This is a genomic window from Georgenia deserti (assembly GCF_042680605.1).
GTDB classification, from domain to species: Bacteria; Actinomycetota; Actinomycetes; order Actinomycetales; family Actinomycetaceae; genus Allobogoriella; species Allobogoriella deserti.
Genome location: NZ_JBHUEE010000006.1, coordinates 228730 through 244935 on the forward strand (window position 1 = coordinate 228730; position 16206 = coordinate 244935).

The 16206-nt window shown below is 70.7% G+C and carries 21 protein-coding genes and 1 pseudogene; 9 read left to right on the plus strand and 13 right to left on the minus strand.

Features of this window, described 5'->3' with window-relative positions:
- The first annotated feature begins 1 nt into the window (after position 1).
- Together ACFSE6_RS12675 and ACFSE6_RS12680 are read left to right on the plus strand one after the other, a co-directional pair.
- Positions 2-1231 carry a Tm-1-like ATP-binding domain-containing protein gene (locus ACFSE6_RS12675; protein WP_388007488.1) on the plus strand — a complete coding sequence of 410 codons (1230 nt, stop codon included), beginning with the start codon at positions 2-4 and terminating at the stop codon, positions 1229-1231.
- A gap of 1 nt (position 1232) precedes the next feature.
- Entirely contained in the window at positions 1233-2060 is an 828-nt protein-coding gene (locus tag ACFSE6_RS12680) for a phosphoenolpyruvate hydrolase family protein (protein WP_388007491.1), read from the plus strand.
- Between the two features lie 24 nt (positions 2061-2084).
- Here the strand turns inward: ACFSE6_RS12680 and ACFSE6_RS12685 are convergent, their stop codons facing one another.
- On the minus strand, positions 2085-2621 hold the full coding sequence (locus ACFSE6_RS12685; protein WP_388007494.1) for a dihydrofolate reductase family protein: 537 nt from the start codon (positions 2619-2621) through the stop codon (positions 2085-2087).
- Positions 2622-2811: 190 nt separating this feature from the next.
- On the opposite strand from ACFSE6_RS12685, the gene ACFSE6_RS12690 reads away from it, so the two are divergent.
- On the plus strand, positions 2812-3516 hold the full coding sequence (locus tag ACFSE6_RS12690) for a DNA alkylation repair protein (protein WP_388007497.1): 705 nt from the start codon (positions 2812-2814) through the stop codon (positions 3514-3516).
- Between the two features lie 38 nt (positions 3517-3554).
- Here ACFSE6_RS12690 and ACFSE6_RS12695 read toward each other — a convergent pair whose 3' ends face one another.
- Positions 3555-4106: an NUDIX domain-containing protein gene (locus ACFSE6_RS12695; RefSeq protein ID WP_388007500.1), complete on the minus strand. Its 552-nt coding sequence runs from the start codon at positions 4104-4106 to the stop codon at positions 3555-3557.
- A 181-nt stretch (positions 4107-4287) separates the two neighbouring features.
- Here ACFSE6_RS12695 and ACFSE6_RS12700 point away from each other — a divergent pair, with 181 nt between their 5' ends.
- Positions 4288-4908, plus strand: a complete 621-nt coding sequence (locus ACFSE6_RS12700) for a P-loop nucleotide/nucleoside kinase family protein (RefSeq protein ID WP_388007503.1) — start codon at positions 4288-4290, stop codon at positions 4906-4908.
- 29 nt (positions 4909-4937) lie between these two features.
- On the opposite strand, the gene ACFSE6_RS12705 is transcribed toward ACFSE6_RS12700, so the two are convergent.
- Positions 4938-6281, minus strand: coding sequence for an FAD-binding oxidoreductase (locus ACFSE6_RS12705; protein ID WP_388007506.1), 1344 nt, complete (start codon positions 6279-6281; stop codon positions 4938-4940).
- A gap of 120 nt (positions 6282-6401) precedes the next feature.
- Here ACFSE6_RS12705 and ACFSE6_RS12710 point away from each other — a divergent pair, with 120 nt between their 5' ends.
- Positions 6402-6857: a MarR family winged helix-turn-helix transcriptional regulator gene (locus ACFSE6_RS12710; RefSeq protein WP_388007509.1), complete on the plus strand. Its 456-nt coding sequence runs from the start codon at positions 6402-6404 to the stop codon at positions 6855-6857.
- Between the two features lie 27 nt (positions 6858-6884).
- Here ACFSE6_RS12710 and ACFSE6_RS12715 read toward each other — a convergent pair whose 3' ends face one another.
- From ACFSE6_RS12715 to ACFSE6_RS12735, 5 genes and pseudogenes are all read right to left on the minus strand, one after another.
- On the minus strand, positions 6885-7391 hold the full coding sequence (locus ACFSE6_RS12715; protein WP_388007512.1) for an SRPBCC family protein: 507 nt from the start codon (positions 7389-7391) through the stop codon (positions 6885-6887).
- Positions 7391-7723 carry an ArsR/SmtB family transcription factor gene (locus ACFSE6_RS12720; RefSeq protein ID WP_388007515.1) on the minus strand — a complete coding sequence of 111 codons (333 nt, stop codon included), beginning with the start codon at positions 7721-7723 and terminating at the stop codon, positions 7391-7393. Before ACFSE6_RS12720 ends, ACFSE6_RS12715 begins: the two co-directional genes overlap by 1 nt.
- Before the next feature lie 45 nt (positions 7724-7768).
- Entirely contained in the window at positions 7769-8440 is a 672-nt protein-coding gene (locus ACFSE6_RS12725; RefSeq protein ID WP_388007518.1) for a DUF6596 domain-containing protein, read from the minus strand.
- A 370-nt stretch (positions 8441-8810) separates the two neighbouring features.
- Positions 8811-9110: pseudogene (locus ACFSE6_RS12730) on the minus strand (hypothetical protein); the annotation flags it as partial.
- Positions 8992-9378, minus strand: a complete 387-nt coding sequence (locus tag ACFSE6_RS12735) for a YciI family protein (RefSeq protein WP_388007521.1) — start codon at positions 9376-9378, stop codon at positions 8992-8994. The pseudogene ACFSE6_RS12730 and the gene ACFSE6_RS12735, both read right to left, overlap by 119 nt.
- Before the next feature lie 166 nt (positions 9379-9544).
- Between ACFSE6_RS12735 and ACFSE6_RS12740 the strand changes: the two genes are divergently transcribed.
- The 3 genes from ACFSE6_RS12740 to ACFSE6_RS12750 all read left to right on the plus strand — a co-directional run bounded on the left by ACFSE6_RS12740 (position 9545) and on the right by ACFSE6_RS12750 (position 12386).
- Positions 9545-10978: a DHA2 family efflux MFS transporter permease subunit gene (locus tag ACFSE6_RS12740; protein ID WP_388007524.1), complete on the plus strand. Its 1434-nt coding sequence runs from the start codon at positions 9545-9547 to the stop codon at positions 10976-10978.
- A gap of 185 nt (positions 10979-11163) precedes the next feature.
- Positions 11164-11784: a ClpP family protease gene (locus ACFSE6_RS12745; RefSeq protein ID WP_388007527.1), complete on the plus strand. Its 621-nt coding sequence runs from the start codon at positions 11164-11166 to the stop codon at positions 11782-11784.
- On the plus strand, positions 11781-12386 hold the full coding sequence (locus ACFSE6_RS12750) for a ClpP family protease (protein WP_388007530.1): 606 nt from the start codon (positions 11781-11783) through the stop codon (positions 12384-12386). The genes ACFSE6_RS12745 and ACFSE6_RS12750 overlap by 4 nt, the downstream gene beginning before the upstream one ends.
- Positions 12387-12432: 46 nt before the next feature.
- On the opposite strand, the gene ACFSE6_RS12755 is transcribed toward ACFSE6_RS12750, so the two are convergent.
- The 4 genes from ACFSE6_RS12755 to ACFSE6_RS12770 form a co-directional block, all read right to left on the minus strand.
- Positions 12433-13032, minus strand: a complete 600-nt coding sequence (locus ACFSE6_RS12755) for a hypothetical protein (RefSeq protein ID WP_388007533.1) — start codon at positions 13030-13032, stop codon at positions 12433-12435.
- A 36-nt stretch (positions 13033-13068) separates the two neighbouring features.
- A complete protein-coding gene (locus ACFSE6_RS12760) occupies positions 13069-13749 on the minus strand; it encodes a hypothetical protein (protein WP_388007536.1) in 681 nt (226 codons plus the stop codon).
- 58 nt (positions 13750-13807) lie between these two features.
- Entirely contained in the window at positions 13808-14194 is a 387-nt protein-coding gene (locus ACFSE6_RS12765) for a helix-turn-helix domain-containing protein (RefSeq protein ID WP_388007539.1), read from the minus strand.
- Positions 14195-14290: 96 nt separating this feature from the next.
- The gene (locus tag ACFSE6_RS12770) at positions 14291-14932 is read right to left on the minus strand and encodes an SRPBCC family protein (RefSeq protein WP_388007542.1); all 642 of its coding nucleotides are present in this window, start codon (positions 14930-14932) and stop codon (positions 14291-14293) included.
- A 103-nt stretch (positions 14933-15035) separates the two neighbouring features.
- On the opposite strand from ACFSE6_RS12770, the gene ACFSE6_RS12775 reads away from it, so the two are divergent.
- Positions 15036-15506 (plus strand): GNAT family N-acetyltransferase, encoded by a 471-nt coding sequence (locus ACFSE6_RS12775; RefSeq protein WP_388007545.1) that lies wholly within the window; start codon positions 15036-15038, stop codon positions 15504-15506.
- Between the two features lie 18 nt (positions 15507-15524).
- Here ACFSE6_RS12775 and ACFSE6_RS12780 read toward each other — a convergent pair whose 3' ends face one another.
- Positions 15525-16130 (minus strand): GrpB family protein, encoded by a 606-nt coding sequence (locus ACFSE6_RS12780; RefSeq protein ID WP_388007548.1) that lies wholly within the window; start codon positions 16128-16130, stop codon positions 15525-15527.
- Positions 16131-16206 lie beyond the last annotated feature (76 nt).

The following is a 16206-nucleotide window of genomic DNA, read 5'->3' on the forward strand; positions in this document are numbered from 1 at the left end:
GATGACGCGGCCCACCGTCGTCCTGCTCGGGACGCTGGACACCAAGGGCGGCGAGTACGAGTTCGTCCGGGAACGGCTGCATGCTGCTGGAGTTGACACCGTCGTGGTGGATGCCGGCGTTCTTGGCGAGCCGGCATTCCTGCCCGACGTCGCCCGCGAGGAGGTGTCGGCCGCGGGTGAGGCGGACCTGTCGGCGTTGCGGCGGGCGGGCGACCGCGGCGCTGCGGTGACGGCCATGGCTGCGGGCGCGGCCGCCGTCGTGGACCGCCTGCGGCGTGACGGGCGTTGCGACGGCGCGCTCGCCCTGGGCGGTACCGGCGGCACCTCGCTCGCCTCCCACGCCTTCCGGGTGCTGCCGCTCGGGATTCCCAAACTCATCGTCTCTACCGCTGCTTCCGGGGATACGCGGGCCTACGTCGGGGAGTCGGACCTGATGCTGATGCCCAGCGTCGTCGACGTCGCCGGCGTCAACCGGATCTCTGCGCAGATCCTCGGCAACGCGGCCGACGCCATGGCGGGCATGGTCACCTCGGCGCCGGTGTCCTGGCCGGACACAGCCAGCCTCATCGCCGCCAGCATGTTCGGTGTCACGACACCGTGCGTCGACCACGCGCGGAGCCTGCTGTCCGACCACGGCTACGAGGTGCTGGTCTTCCACATGACTGGGGTGGGTGGCGCCACGCTGGAGGCGCTGGCCGCCGAGGGGTACCTGTCCGGGGTGCTGGACGTGACGACGACGGAACTCGCCGACGAACTGGTCGGCGGCGTCTTCTCGGCCGGTCCGGACCGCCTCACGGCCGCCGGTCGCGCCGGCATCCCGCAGGTGGTGTCCGTCGGCGCGCTGGACATGGTCAACTTCGGCCCGCGCGAGACCGTGCCCGACCGGTTCGCCGAGCGCAACCTCTTCGTGCACAACCCGAGCATCACACTGATGCGGACCACGCCCGAGGAGTGCGAGCAGCTCGGCACCCGGGTCGCGACCCGGCTGTCCCGGTCGAGCGGACCGGTCACGCTGTTCCTGCCGCTGCGGGGAGTCTCCGCGCTCGCGGTCGAGGGCGCGCCGTTTCACGACCCGGCCGCGGATCAGGCTCTGTTCGACGCTATCCGCGCCCACGTCGACCGCTCCGTGGTGGACGTCGTCGAACTCGACCTCGCAGTCAACGACGAGGCCTTCAGCGCGGCGATGGCCGACCGATTGCACGAGTACCTGAGCACGAGAGGAACCTCCTGAGATGCCCCGATTCGACCGCACAGAGATCCTCACCCGACTGCGGGCAAAGCGCGACCGCGGCGAGCTCGTGATCGGAGGTGGCGCCGGGACCGGGCTGTCGGCGAAAGCCGAGGAGGCCGGCGGCATCGACCTTATCGTGCTGTACAACTCCGGCCGTTACCGCATGGCCGGACGCGGCTCGCTCGCCGGACTCATGGCATACGGGAACGCCAACGACATCGTGGTCGATATGGCACGTGAAGTCCTGCCGGTAGTGCGGCAAACGCCGGTCCTGGCCGGCGTCAACGGAACGGACCCGTTCTACGACCCGGAACGGTTCCTCGCCGATCTCGCGGGCCTGGGGTTCTCCGGGGTGCAGAACTTTCCGACCGTCGGTCTCATCGACGGTCTCTTCCGGGCAAACCTGGAGGAGACCGGGATGAGCTATGCGCTCGAGGTGGAGATGATCCGGCTCGCGGCCCAGCAGGACCTGCTCACCACCCCGTATGTGTTCTCCGCCGAGGACGCGGTCGCGATGACCGAGGCGGGGGCGGACATCGTGGTGGCGCATCTCGGGCTGACGACCGGCGGCAGCATCGGGGCGGAGTCCGCTCGGACGCTCGATGAGTGCGTGCCGCTCATCGAGGAGTGGGCCGCGGCCGCCCGGTCGGTCCGCTCGGACGTGCTCGTCCTCTGTCACGGCGGGCCAATCGCCGAGCCGCCGGATGTGCAGTACGTCGTCGAACGGTGCCCGAGCGTGGACGGTTTCTACGGCGCGTCCTCGATGGAACGCCTGCCGACCGAACGCGCGATCCGGGACACCGTCGCGCAGTTCACGACGTCGCGCTGAATCGCACCGGGTCGCGCCGAGGCCTCACCGCGCGACGTCCCAGACCTGCATCTGCACGCCGTTCGAGTACGTCTCGTGCTCGACGAGGTCGAGCCTGGCCTTCGTGCCGCCCGCGGCGGGGAAGAGCCGCTTGCCGCCGCCGAGCACGAGTGGAAAGACCAGCAGGTGGTAGCGGTCGACCAGGCCGGCCGCCAGCAGCCCCCGGGCCAGGGTGCCGGAGGCATGCACGAGGATCGTCCCCGCGGCGTCGGACTCCTTGAGGGTGCGGACCTCGTCGAGCGAACGAAGCACCGAGGTGTTCTGCCACTGCGGATTCTCCAACGACGAGGAGACGACGTACTTCGGCATCGCGTTGTACTCGGCGAACTCCTCCATGTCGGGCCAGACCGGAGCGAACTCGTCGTAGCTGACCCGGCCGAGCAGCAGGCATCCCGCCTCGGTCTGTTCGCGCCCTTTGAGCTCGTACATCTCCGGGACAGGCTTGACCTCGGTGTAGGTCCACTCGGGGTTCTCGATCACTCCGTCGAGGGTGATGAACTCGCTGACGATGAGGGTGCGCATCTGAAGCCTCCGTAGTCTCGTGCGGTCTCAGCTCGTCGTCGAACAGCCGCGCCCGATTCCGACATGTGCCGTGACTGTCCCACTCCGGCCGGCGCCGCACCAGACCCGCGGTTGGACGGGCTATACCGGTGGACGCTCGCCGTAGTGTCGGTGCCGAGAGGCGGGACCACCGGGTGGCGGAGGGGCGACGATGACGGCTGACCACGTACTCGTCGACGAGGTTCGGGCCGTACTCCGTGCCGCCGGCGACGCCGAACGTGCCCACGCGCAGCAGCGCTACATGAAGTCGGCGATGCCGTTCCACGGCGTCACCTCCGCGCACCTGACCCGCCTCCTGCGTCCTCTATACGCCGACCGAAGGACGGCCGACCGCGCCGCCTGGGAGGACACCGTCCGTGTCCTGTGGGACGGCGCGACGCACCGCGAGGAGCGCTACGCCGCCATTGCGTTGACGGGCCATCGTCACTACCGGCAGTGGCAGGACCCCGCGGCCCTCGAGCTGTACCGATACCTCGTCCTCACCGGGGCGTGGTGGGACTACGTGGACGACGTCGCCACCCACCGGGTCGCGCCGATCCTGGCGGCGTACCCGGAGACTGTCACGCCCCGGATACGTACGTGGGCGCGCGAGGAGGACATGTGGATTCGGCGCACCGCGATCCTGTCCCAGCTGCTCCGCAAGGCGGACACCGACAGGGACCTGCTCGAGGACGTGGTCCGCGCGAACCTCGCCGACTCGCGGTACGGCCACGAGTTCTTCATCCGCAAGGCGGTCGGCTGGGCGCTGCGTGACTTCGCCAAGACGGATCCTGGATGGGTCGGCGCGTTGCTCGACGAGCTCGGTGACCGGCTCAGCCCGCTGTCCCGCCGCGAGGCGTCGAAGCACCTGACCTGAGGGCGGCCCGCGCTGGGCCCCGTGTCGGCGCACCCGGATCAGCCCAGGCGACCCAGGGCGACCGCCGCGTGCAGCAGCGCGGCCATGGTCTCGCCGTCGTGGATCTCGCCGCGCCGCACGAGCTCGAGCACCTCAGGCCAGGGCGCCGCGCGCACCTGCGTGATGCCTTCCTCGGTCTGACCGTGTGTCGAGGCGTCCTCGACCGGGATCACGTGCTGGGCGAGGACGATCGTGCCGGGCGCGTCGCTCACGCCGTTGAGCGAGTACGTCGGCCCGAGCTCGCGCCACGACGACGCCGTGTGGCCGGTCTCCTCGAGCAGTTCTCGCCGGGCCGCGATCAACGGCTCCTCCCCGTCCGTGCCGCCGGCCGGGATCTCGAGCGACTCCCGCCCGATCGTGTACCGGAACTGCTGGATCAGCAGGACCTCGCCGTCGGCGGTGATCGGCACCACGAACACCGCCGGGTGCCGTACCTCGACCACGCCGTAGACGCCGTCGTCCCCGTCCGGCCGGGTCACCCGGTCCTCCCGGACGCGGATCCACGGATTCTCGTACACGGTCGACGACGCATGGGTCTGCCAGGAACTCACACTCCCATCCAACCGGAAAAGCCGTGGAAGCGATCGGGCCCGCCGGGTAGCGTCGCCTCCATGCAGCAGTACGTCTTCCCGCTGAGCTGACCGCCGGGCCGCGTTCACGGCCCGCGACGACAGCCGCTACGGCCGGCCGCTCGAGAGGTGGCGGGCTGCCCCTGTGTACGAAGGAAGAACTGTGCTACTGCTCATCTCCGGTGTTTCCGGTGTCGGCAAGTCGACCGCCCGCCTGCGCCTGCGCGAGAGGCTGGGGGACCGTTTCGAGTCCCACGAACTGTGCACGCTCGGTCCCGTCCCGGACGTTCCGACCGTCGCATGGCGCCAGCAGCAGGCGGAGGTCGCCGTCCGACGGGCGCTCGAGCTCGAGGCCGAAGGCCGGCACGTCCTGCTCGCCGGCGATCCCGTCCCCGCGGGCGAGGTGCTCGCCGCTCCGTCCGCCGACCGGATCGACGTCGCCGTGTGCCTGCTCGACGTGGACGAACCCTCACTCCACGCACGCCTCGACGGCCGCGCCGACCCGCCGGAGTGGCGGCACCGGCACCTCGCGTTCGCCGACTGGCTGCGTCGTCACGCCACCGACCCGACCCATCTGCCCGACGTCGTCACCACCGACGCCTGGCCGGAGATGGTCTGGGACCGGTGGGTCGGGCGGTCGGACCTCGTCGACGTCTGGTCGATGACTGTGCTCGACACCAGCCACCGTGACCCGGGCGACGTGGCCGACCGGCTGGCCGACTGGTGCCAGGCCGCTCTCGACGGCGGCGTACCCGTCTTCCGGCGAGGCTGGCACCTGGCCTGACTTGACCACTGATCGTCCCCGTTCCGTCGCTACGCCGGCGAGATATTGAGGTTCGACCGGAAGACGTTGTCCGGGTCGTAGGCCCGCTTGACCTCACGCAACCGCGCCAGCGTCTCGCCAGGGTAGGCCGCGGCGACGTCCTCGGTCGTGGCGCCGGCCATGAAGTTGACGTAGCCGGCGCCCGCGAGGCCGAGCTCGGAACCGGTGGTGGCGGCCCAGGCCTGCGCCACCGGGCTGAGGGCCGGGTCCGGGTACAGCGCGGCGACCGTCGTCATCACACCGCGACTGCGGTGTGCGAACGCCGTCGCCTCGGAGGGCACCCGGGCGACGGCCCCGCCCATGGGACGTAGGTTGACCACAGCCATCGGCGTCTCGGCCGCCGTGACGGCCTCGACGGCTCGCCGGCTCCAGCTCGCGTCCACCGTGTCCGCGAATCCTGTGGTCACCGCCGGGTAGACGACGTCGCCCGCGTTCGGTGGGCCCTCGATCATCGCTGCGTAGGGCTGCTCGCTGACCATGTCGGCGAGAACGGAACCGGCGTTGCGCAGCGGCGCGAGTGCCCGCTCGGCCTCCTCGGGAGCGCCGGACCAGCACACGATGGCCATGATCGCCGTCGCCCCGTGCATCTCCTCCGGCAGGAAGGGCACGGGCGGGGTCCGCATGACGTTGACCATCGCCGAGAGCTCGTCCGGCGCCGCACGGACGGCCGCGACAAGGGCCTTCAGGGTCTCGGGCGAGGCCTCGAACGCGAGGAAGCCGCCGACGACCGTCGAGGTCGGTACGAGCCGGAAGCTCATCGACGTCACCACACCGAAGTTCCCGCCTCCGCCGCGCAGCGCCCAGAACAGGTCCGGGTGCCGGTCGGCGTCGGCGACCACCACGGTGCCGTCGGCGAGGACTACCTCGGCGGCGAGGAGATTGTCGACGGTCAGGCCGTCCCGCCGACTCAGAAAGCCGATCCCGCCGCCGAGCACGAGCCCCGCGACGCCCACCGTCTTGGTGTCGCCGAACCCGGTCGCCAGGCCGTGCTCCGCGGCGGCGACCGTGTAGGCGCCGGCCGTCACCCCGCCCTGTGCCCGCCCCACCCGGGCCGCAGCATCGATCTCGACCCCGTCCATGAGCCGGGTGTCGAGGACCAGGCCGCCGTCGGCCAGGCTGTGCCGGCCGTAGCTGTGCCCGCCCGTACGGACCGCTAACGGCAGGCCGTCCTCCTGCGCCGCCCGCACGGCCGCCACGACGTCGTCGGTACTCGAGGCGCGCACCACCGCGGACGGCACCCGCGGTTCCCCCGCGAACTCCAGTCGCGTCGCCTCCTCGAACGTCGGTGACCCCGGCCGGGTCACCCGCTCTCCCAGCTGCTCCACAGCGTGCATCGCCACTCCTCCCTCGGTGGGGCAAGCCTGGCGCCGGCCCCTGACACGAGCTCAGATTAGAACGCTAAGGGTTTGAGGTCTAACGATTATTTCTCGAATCGTCCGCCGTAGAGTGCGCGCATGGAGACGACGGGGCGGCAACCGGTACCGGTGTGGATCTGGCAGACCACGCAGCGGATGTCGCGTGCCTTCGACGAGCGATTGCAGTCGCGAGGCGGGTCCCGTCCGATCTGGCATATCCTGCTCGCGCTCCGTTCGCGCCCGCAGGCCACCCAGCGCGAGATCGCCGCCGAGGTGGGCATCCGCGAGGCGACGTTGACCCACCATCTCCGCGCCATGGAGGACGCCGGCCTGATCACTCGGCATCGGGCACCGGAGAACCGACGCGTCCAGCAGATCGCTGCCACCGAGAAGGGGGACGCGTTGTTCGAGGACCTGCGGACCGTGGCGATGGACTTCGACCGTCAGTTGCGGACGGCGATCGGCTCGGCCGAGGAGATCGCGGCGTTCCGTGCCGCGCTCGAACGCATCTCGGCCGTCGTCGACGACGGCCGGCCGGTGCCGCTGCTCGACTGACTCCGTGAGGTGCTGTCGAGCCGGGGCTCAGCTGCCGTCAGTCAGCTCGATGGCAATCTGCTCGGCGATGTCGTAGCCGTCGTGCACCCCGGTCTCCATGCCCGACTCCATGATCGCGTCTCGGACCGCCCGGTCGGGCGCGGTGGTGAGGAGCTCGAGGGTGGTTCGCCCTCCGGACTCGGTGAAGGTGTAGCTGTTGAGTGTCGGCGGTGAGGTGTCATCCTCATCCGGCATTCCTTCGAAGATCTCCGTGCAGACCAAGCGTTCGTCCGGGACGACCTCGTGGTACTCGCCGTGGAAGGCGATCTCGTAGCCGCTGTTCGTGGTCATGACATAGCGCCACATACCGCCGACGCGCAGATCCACCTCGGCGCTCGTCACTGTGCCCTGCCTCCCTGCCCACCACCGCTTGATGAGTTCCGGGTCCGTGAAGACCTGATACACGACTGCGCGGGGTGCGTCGAACCGGCGCGTGATGAGGATCTCGGTCTCGCTCGGCAGCGTGACGACGGCGCTGCCCGTGGTCGGTGACATCAGTCGCTCTCCTTCAGGTCCTCGAGGACGGTGTCGACCGCCTCGAACCGCTCGTTCCACATCCACTCGTACCGGCTGACCCATCGGTGGATCGGCTCCAGCGGCGCCGGGTTCAGTCGGTACAGACGCCGACGCCCGTCATCACGGACGCCGACCAGGCCGACCTCGCGCAGCACCCGGAGGTGCTTGGACGCCTGAGGTTGTCCAAGACCGAGTTCATCGACGAGCTCACTCACCGACCGCTCGTGCCCGGCGAGGACGTCCAGGATCGCGCGGCGCCGGGGCTCGGCCACCGCATTGAACGCGTCGGTCGTCGTCGCTGCGCGTGCCATACGTCCATCATATGCCGATATCGGCATATGTCAACGCTGGGCGGCTCAGCCCTCGCGACGACGCCGCAGGTAGGCACGCTGTGCAGCGTCGTGCGTGAGGGAGATCGCCTTGTCGTAGGCCGCGACGGCATCGTCGGCCTGCCCCAGGCGGGCCAGCAGGTGCGCGCGGGTGGCCCAGGCGGGCTGGAAGCGCCGGGTCCGGTCGGCGATCTGGTCGAGTACGGCGAGACCTGCGGCCGGACCGTCGGTCTCGGCGACGACGGCGGCGAGGGCGGTCGCGCTGCCGTCGGACGGCGCGAGCTCGTGCAGCGCGGTGTGCAGGCGGCGCAAGGTCTGCCAGTCCGTCGGTTCCCCGTCCCGGCGAGCGCAGTGGGTCGCCTGGATGGCGGCCTCGAGCTGGAACCGCCCGACGGTGCGCCGGGCGTGCGCGGCGCGTAGATGGTCGTGCGCACGCGCGATCAGCGCGGCATTCCAGCGTGCCGGGTCCTGGTCGGCCAACGGGACGAACTGCCCGTCCGCCGTCGTCCGGGCTGGTGCCCGTGCCGACGAGAGCAGGACCAGTGCCGCCAGGCCGCGCACCTCGGGATCCTCCGGAGCGAGCTCGGCGAGGACCTCGACGAGGCGCAGGCTCTCCGGTGGGAGCGCGCGCGGCTCGGCATCGGCGGTGGCCCACTCGATGACGTACGCGCCGTAGACCGCCTCCAGGACCGCAGCCATACGGTCCGGTAGCGCGGAGCGGTCGGGGACCTCGAACGGGCCTGATCTGCTTGATCCGCCGCTTCGCCCGGACGAGGCGGGTGGCCATGGTCGCCGTCGGCACGGCGAACGCTCCCGCGATCTGCTCGGCTGTGAAGCCGAGCACCGTGTTCAGCATCAGTGGTGTGCGGACCGCACCATCGACCGCCGGGTGAGCGCACACCAGCATGAGCTCGAGCCGGTGGTCGCCGATCGCCTCCGGATCGACCTCGTCGACGACGGCGCCGTGCACGCGGGTCTCGTCCAGGTCGAGGGGCTCGGTGCGGGTCGCTTCGGCGGACTTCCACCGATCACGACGGCGATTGCGCGCCACCGTGAGCAGCCACGCCGCCGGGTTCTCCGGGACGCCGCGCTCGGGCCAGGTGGCCAGCGCGCGTTCCAGCGCGTCGCCGACGGCATCCTCGGCGGCTGCGAGATCGCCGTCGGCGGCCGCGAGCATCGCCACGAGACGGCCGTAACCGTCCCGGGCGGTCGCGGCCGCCGCGGCGTGGGCGTCCTCGCTCACGTGTCGGTCACTCGGCGGGCCCGGGGGCCGTCCAGGCGCCGCCGACGAACGAGGTGGCGGCGGGACGGACCTCGACGGAGCCGTAGGTGGCGCCCGGGCACTTCTCCGCCCACGCGAGCGCGGCATCGCCGTCGGCGACGTCGATGAGGAAGACGCCGGCGAGCGCCTCCTTCGTCTCCGCGAACGGGCCGTCCTGGATCTGAGTGGTTCCCGTCCGCCGGGTGACGGTGGTCGTCGCGTCGGAGAACTGCAGGACCTCCGCCGCGACGAGCACACCGGCCGCCTCCAGGGCCTTGGCGTACTCGTCGGAGAGACGCTCCATCTCCTCCAGGCCCTCGGCGGGGACCTCGCCGGGAGCGGGCTCGACGTTGTGCAGCAGCAGTGCGTAACGCATCGGTGTCTCCTTCGTCTCCTTCAGTGTGGCCGCTCGGGTGCGGCCCGTCACCGTCATGACGATCGGACGACGGCGGAATCGTCACCTCGATCCGCGAACCGAGCCAGCCGGGAATATTCGCGGCCACGGCGCCGCTTCCTGCTCACGTGCCGACAGGACGTGCCGCATGACCGGTCCCACCCCGACGACCACGACGGGCGCTGTCGGCCTGAGAGCGGACCGGGAACGTGGCCCCGTCCTCGGGGCGCTCATGCTCGCCACCTCGCTGGTGGCGCTCGATGCCACGATCCTCGCCACGGCAGCCACGACCATCGCCCGCGAGCTCGGTGCCTTTGCGCAGGTGCCGTGGCTGTTCTCCGGCTACACGCTCGCGCAGGCGGTGACCGTGCCGATCTACGGCCGGCTCGCGGACGTCCTCGGCCGCAAGCGCGTCATGCTCGCAGGTGTCGCGCTGTTCGTCGCCGGCTCGGTGCTGTGCGCCGTCGCCTGGTCGATGCCAGCCCTCATCGTCTTCCGTGTGGTGCAGGGGCTCGGCGCCGGCGCGATCCTGCCGATGTCGATGACCATCGTCAGCGACATCTACACCCTTGCCGAGCGTGCCAAGACGCAGGGATACCTCGCGAGCGTCTGGGCCATCGCCTCGGTCGCCGGCCCGACCCTCGGCGGGGTCTTCTCGCAGTTCGTCTCCTGGCGCTGGATCTTCTGGATCAACCTGCCGCTGGGCCTGGTCGCCGGAGTGCTGCTGTGGCGGAAGTTCCGCGATCCCGAACGTGACGGGGCCCGCGAGCCGATCGACTACGTCGGGGCTGTGCTGCTGACGGGCGGGAGCGCGCTCCTCGTGGGTGGCTTGCTCGAGGGCAGTGAGATCGGCTGGTCGGCGCCGGTGATCGTCGGTGCGTTCTCCGCGGCGGTCGTGCTCCTGAGCGCGTTCGTGGTGTGGGCACGCCGGGCGCGGTACCCGATCGTCGACCTGCGGGTGCTGCGCCGCCGGGTGGTCGCGACCTCGACCACGGCCTCGTTCATGGTCGGGGTGATCGTGCTCGGCCTGTCCACGTACGTGCCCATCTTCGCCCAGGGGGTCCTCGGCGTCGGACCGTTGGTCGCCGGGTTCGCGCTCGCCGCCCTCACCCTCGGCTGGCCGCTGACCGCCTCGTTCTCCGGCCGCGTCTACCTGCGGATCGGCTTCCGGAGCACCGGGCTCATCGGTGCCGGACTGGTCATCCTCGGCTCGACATTGACGTTGCTGCTCGGCGAGGACAGCCAGGTGTGGCACATCTCGGCCTTCGTGTTCGTCATCGGGTGCGGCATGGGCCTGACCGCCGTGCCCACGCTCATCGCCGCCCAGACCAGCGCCGCCTGGGCCGAGCGCGGCGCGGTGACAGGCACGAACATGTTCGCCCGGTCGCTCGGCTCTGCCGTCGGCGTGGCCGTCTTCGGTGCCGTCGTCAACGCCAACACGACGGTCGGCCCGGACGGCACGCCAGCGGGCCCGGGTCTCGCCGGAGCCGTGCACCTGGTGTTCTGGTGCGCCGTGGCGACGGCCGTCCTCATGCTCCTCGCCGTGGCTCTCATGCCGCGGGTGGGTCGCCCCGAGTCCTAGCCCGCAGCCCTCGCGACGTCGAAAGCCGACGGCGGCGGTCCCGGCTCGACGAGGTTGCCGAATCCGTCGAAAAATCGACAGATTCAGCAACCTCAGTGGTGGGACGGGCGCTTCGCTGCCGCGGGCAGATCTGCCGAGGGCAGGATCGCTCGCGCACCCTGTCATCGGGGGCTCAGGCTCGAGGTATGGCAGATGACAACGAGCACCCCACGTTCACCGAACGGATGCGGGACGACCTCGCGCACCGCCGCATCCTCGTCCTCGACGGCGTCCTCGAGGACGACAACGGCACGCAGTTGATGACCCGGCTGCTCACCTTGGCCGCCGACGACCCGAAGACCGACATCTCCCTGTGGATCCATTCCCCGGGTGGTTCGGTGCCGGCCATGCTCGCCCTCCGGGACCTCATGCGCACCGTGCCGTGCGACGTCACGACGGTCGCCATGGGCCTGGCGTGCAGCGCGGGCCAGTTTCTTCTGTCCGCGGGCACGCCGGGCAAGCGGTACGCCCTCGAGCATGCCAAGGTCCTCATGCACCAGGGTTCGTCCGGTATCGGCGGTTCGGCGGCCGAGGTCGAGCTGCAGGCCGACGACCTGCGTCAGACCCGGGACACCGTGCTCGGGCTCATCGCCGAGGACACCGGCCAGCCCCTGGAGAAGGTCTTCGAGGACTCGCTCCACGACCACTGGTACACGGCAGAGGAAGCCCGCGCGTACGGGTTCGTCGACCACGTCGCCCCCGGCTTCGCCGACCTCATGCCCCCCACCCGCAAGCACCCCGTCGGCCTGGGAGCGAACCCGTCATGAGCAGCTACACCATCCCCAACGTCATCGCCCAGAGCCCGCGCGGGGAGCGGATCCTCGACGTCTACTCCCAGCTGCTGTCCGAGCGGATCATCTACCTCGGCACGGCGATCGACGCCGGCGTCGCCAACACCGTCATCGCCCAGCTGCTCAACCTCGAGTCACTGTCCACCGACATCCCGATCAACCTCTACATCAACTGCGAGGGCGGCGACCCGGCGGCCATGCTGGCCGTCTACGACACGATGCAGTACGTGCGTGCGCCGGTGGCCACCACGTGCGTCGGCCAGGCGTTCGCCGCCGGCGCGGTGCTGCTCGCCGGAGGTGAGCCGGGTCAGCGCGCGATGCTCCCACACACCCGGATCGTGCTGCACCAGCCGGCTGTGCGGGGTCAGGGTGCAATTCCGGACCTCATCCTGCATGCGGACGAACTCGTGCGCGTGCGTGGCGAGATCGAGGAGGTGCTCTCCGCACACACCGGGCAGAGCGTGGAGACGCTGCGTCGTGACACCGATCGTGACCGGGTCTTCACGGCTCGGGCCGCGCTGGAGTACGGCCTGGTCGACACCGTGCTCGATCGCCGTCCGGTCTCGCGTGCCGCCTGAGCCCGCCCGTCCAGCGCGAGGAGCGCGGCACGGCCCTGGCGAGGTGTCAGCGGAAAGGGCGCCCGAACTCGAGGTGCGCGGCGCGCAACAACTGGACCAGCTCGCGTGGTCTGCCGTACATCCGCGGCAGATGAATCTCGGCGGCATCACCGCCGGCGATCCGGCCCATGCTTGCCACCCGGCGAGTGGCCTCACGGTCGTGCAGCCGGTAGGCGACCACCCGGAAGCCTTTGAACGGCGGCCGCATCACCGGTGACCGGCTGAGGAAGACGTCCCTGACCTGGGGCCACGGCACGCGGCCGATGACGTCCCAACGGTCGGGGACGCTCCACCGTCCGCCGCGTCGCCGCTCGACGCGGAGCTCCGTAGGCGTCAGCACGAGGCGCTGCGGCCGACGCCGCATCCTGATGAGGATCCACGCCGCGGCGAGGCCGAAACTCACCAGGAGCAGCGCGATGGGCACTGCCCCGACGGTGGCGGCACCTCCGCCATCGCGCTGTGCCACGGCGACGAGCAGGAGCACGCCGCACCCGGCGAACACGGAGGCACCGATCACCTCGATGAGCACATGACGTGCCCGTGCCCCGCGAGCGACCGTTCCACCGGCGCGCAAGGTGCTGAGGTCGTCGTCGACGGAACGTGGCACGGGCTCAGCCTATGGCCGGGCGCACGAACCAGGCCGTCACGATTGCCGGCCCGATTCCAGTGAGCCGGCGATGCGTTGCTGGAGCGCCTCGGTCGCGGCGTCCGGGAGCACGATCAGCCCCTCGAGCTCGCGGGTGGCCTGACGGTAAGCGGTCTGGCGTTCCGACTGGCTGGCCGCAGAGTCCTCGGCCATCGCCAGCAGCCGCTTCGCGCGCTCGAGTGCCGCCCGCTCCTCCGTGGAGAAGTCCGAGGCCCGCCGGCGCTTGGCCTCCGCCTCGGCGACGTCGAACCGGACCTGGAACTCGCGGACGGCCTCGCGGTACCGAGCGAGCTTGTGCGGGTCGCGAAGTTCGTCGACGTCGTCGGGTCGCAGCCCGTCGGCGTCACGCTTGGCGCGGTGGAAGTCGACGGTGACCTGCTCGCGCATGTCGGTCATCACGGGGTACTCGAGGACCTTGATGGTGTCGAGTTCGTAGTCGAGCCACCGCTTGGTGGTGTCCTCGTGCTCGGCGATCACGCGGTCGATCTCGGCGGTGGTGGCCTCTGCGGCCTCGGTGGCGGCGACCTTGTCCGCGTGCTTGAGCCGGTACAGCTCGATCTTGTCCCGGCGTCGTCGCTCGTCCCAGCGCTGGGCACCCTTGAGCCAGCCACCGACGATTCCCGCCATCGGGAAGATCAGCCACCAGTAGCTGAAGGCGTGCTGCCAGAACTCACTCACCCGAGAAGCGTAGACGCGCCCGGTGCGTCCGGGGCAGTGATGAATGTCAGAGAAGGCCTCACCCGACGAGGGCGAGCACCTGACCGTCGCCGGCCGAGCGCCGCGCCGGGGCCGCGACGTCGCGGGCACCGGCCGCGCCGTGCAGCTCGAGGGTCACGTCGGCCGTCAGATCCATCAGTGTGGTGTCGAGCGCGCGCGCGACCGCCGCGATCATCTCGCTCGAGGGCTCCTTGCGGCCGCGCTCGATCTCCGAGAGGTACTGCGGCGACATGCCGGCGGCCTCGGCGAGATCGGTCAGCGTCCTGCCCACCGCCCGGCGTCGTCGCCTGATCTGTCCGCCGAGGAGCTCGCGCCAGAGCGGCTCGCGCCGGTCGGTCCGGCGGCCCGGGACGTCGCTGCCGCCGGCACGACGCCGGACCTCGCCGATGCGGGTGATCTCGCCCATGTGAGCACTCAACCATCGCGGGGGCGGGGCCGTCAGCGGCTTCTGCTCACAGCAGACGAGCGGTCCCGTCCACCCACGCAGCTCAGGGCCGCATCGTCAGTCGTCGGGGACCTCGGCGCCGGAGAAGAAGGCGATCGTGCGGTCCGCGCGCTCGCGGGCGATCGGCTCCTCGGTGCCGCCCGCGACGTCGGCGGCGTACCACCCGTCGCCGCTGCGACGGACGAACTCCAGACCCTCCGGTGAGGCGCCCCATGCGTCCTCGTCGAACTCGCCACGACCCCCGCCGGTGGTCAGGTGCAGGTTCAGCCCCATGAGCGCCAGGTCCCAGCCGATGCCCACGGCCCCGGGACCGAAGGTCTTCCAGTGCTCGTCCTCGGGGGCGATGTGCTCGAGCGTGAGGCGGGTACGGTCCGCACCCTGCGGGTCCACCGTCAGCTCGATCCAGCTCATCCCGCCGCCGAACTCCCAGGTGGCGCTGAACCGGTGCGGCGGCTCGCAGGACTCGATGGTGCCGCCGGCGTTGTTCTCCACCTGGTAGCGCCCGCCCAGGCGGAGCTCGCCGGAGACGGGCGCGAACCAGCGCGGCAGTCGCTCGGGATCGGTGACGGCCTCCCAGACATCCTCAACCGTCGCGGGATAGGTGGTGGCCAGGGTAACGGTGCGGGACTGGCCCGCCTCGATCGTGCGGTCGCCGACCGTGCGGTCGACGGCGGCGATCCGGGTGCTGACATCGATCATGGCTTCTCCCTGGCTCCGGCGTCGGACAAAATATAGGTGCAAACTTATAAAACGGCAAGATGTCTAAGCTCTCCCTGTGACACCCGGGACCAGGATCCGCCCGATGACGGAGGCCGACTGGCCGGCGGTGTGGCCGTTCTTCGATCAGATCGTCCGCGAGGGGGAGACGTACGCCTACCCGGCCGACCTCACGGCCGACCAGGCGTGGTCGCTGTGGTCCGCACCCGCTCCCGGGCAGACCGTCGTCTACGACGACGGCGCGGTCCTCGGCAGTGCCATGATGGGGCCGAACCGCCCCGGCCGAGGCAGCCACGTGGGTACGGCGTCGTTCATGGTCTCCCCCGAGGCGCGCGGGCGCGGCGTCGGCCGGGCGCTCGCCGACTACGTGATCGCCTGGCACCGCGAGGCGGGCTACCGAGCGATCCAGTTCAACGCCGTCGTCGAGACGAACACGTCGGCCGTCAGGCTGTGGCAGTCGCTCGGATTCGCGATCGTCGGAACGGTGCCTGAGGCCTTCGACTCGCGCACGCACGGACTCGTCGGGCTGCACGTCATGCACAAGCGGCTGCGCTGAGCGGCGGCCGGGCCGGCCCTACGCGAGCAGCCCGGCCGCGACGAACGCGCGGTGGTAGATCGCGCGGATCACCTGCTGCTTGCGGGCGTTGTACTGCATGACATGCTCACCCCCGGCGTTGGCGGCCTCCGCCGCAGTGAGTTTGGCGTCCCGGTACAACTCCCGGTCCTGCGGCTGCGTACGCAGCCAGTCGCGGAAGATCCGGTGCCGCGCCACCTCGGCACAATCGGGGGAGAACACGTGGATGTTCGCGGCAGGGTCGGAGGCGGTCAGGCACCGATGGCCGTACCACCACGGCTCGCGGATCTGCAGCGAGAACCCGGCCGCCTCGAGCGGGGGGAGCCAGGCATCCTCGTCGGCGGAGTCGGGGACGGTGAGGTCGACGTCGATGATCGGCTTGGCGGGAAGTCCCGGCACCGAGGTCGATCCCACGTGCTCGACGGCGAGCGCCGTCGCACCGAGCGCCCCGCGCAGCCGGGAGGCCAGCTGCTCGAAGCTGTTCGGCCAGGTCGGGTCGTAGTCGACGACGGCGATCTCGCGCTGCGGTCCCTTGTCCACCCACGGGCTGGATCCCGGGGGTGGGGGAGTGTCGTCGAACGTGACGATGTCTGCCGCAGTGAGCATGACGCAGACCGTAGAACGCGAGTCGGTGCCGCGGAAGGGACATCGGTGCGGTGTCGTCTCGCCCGCTCGCTACCGT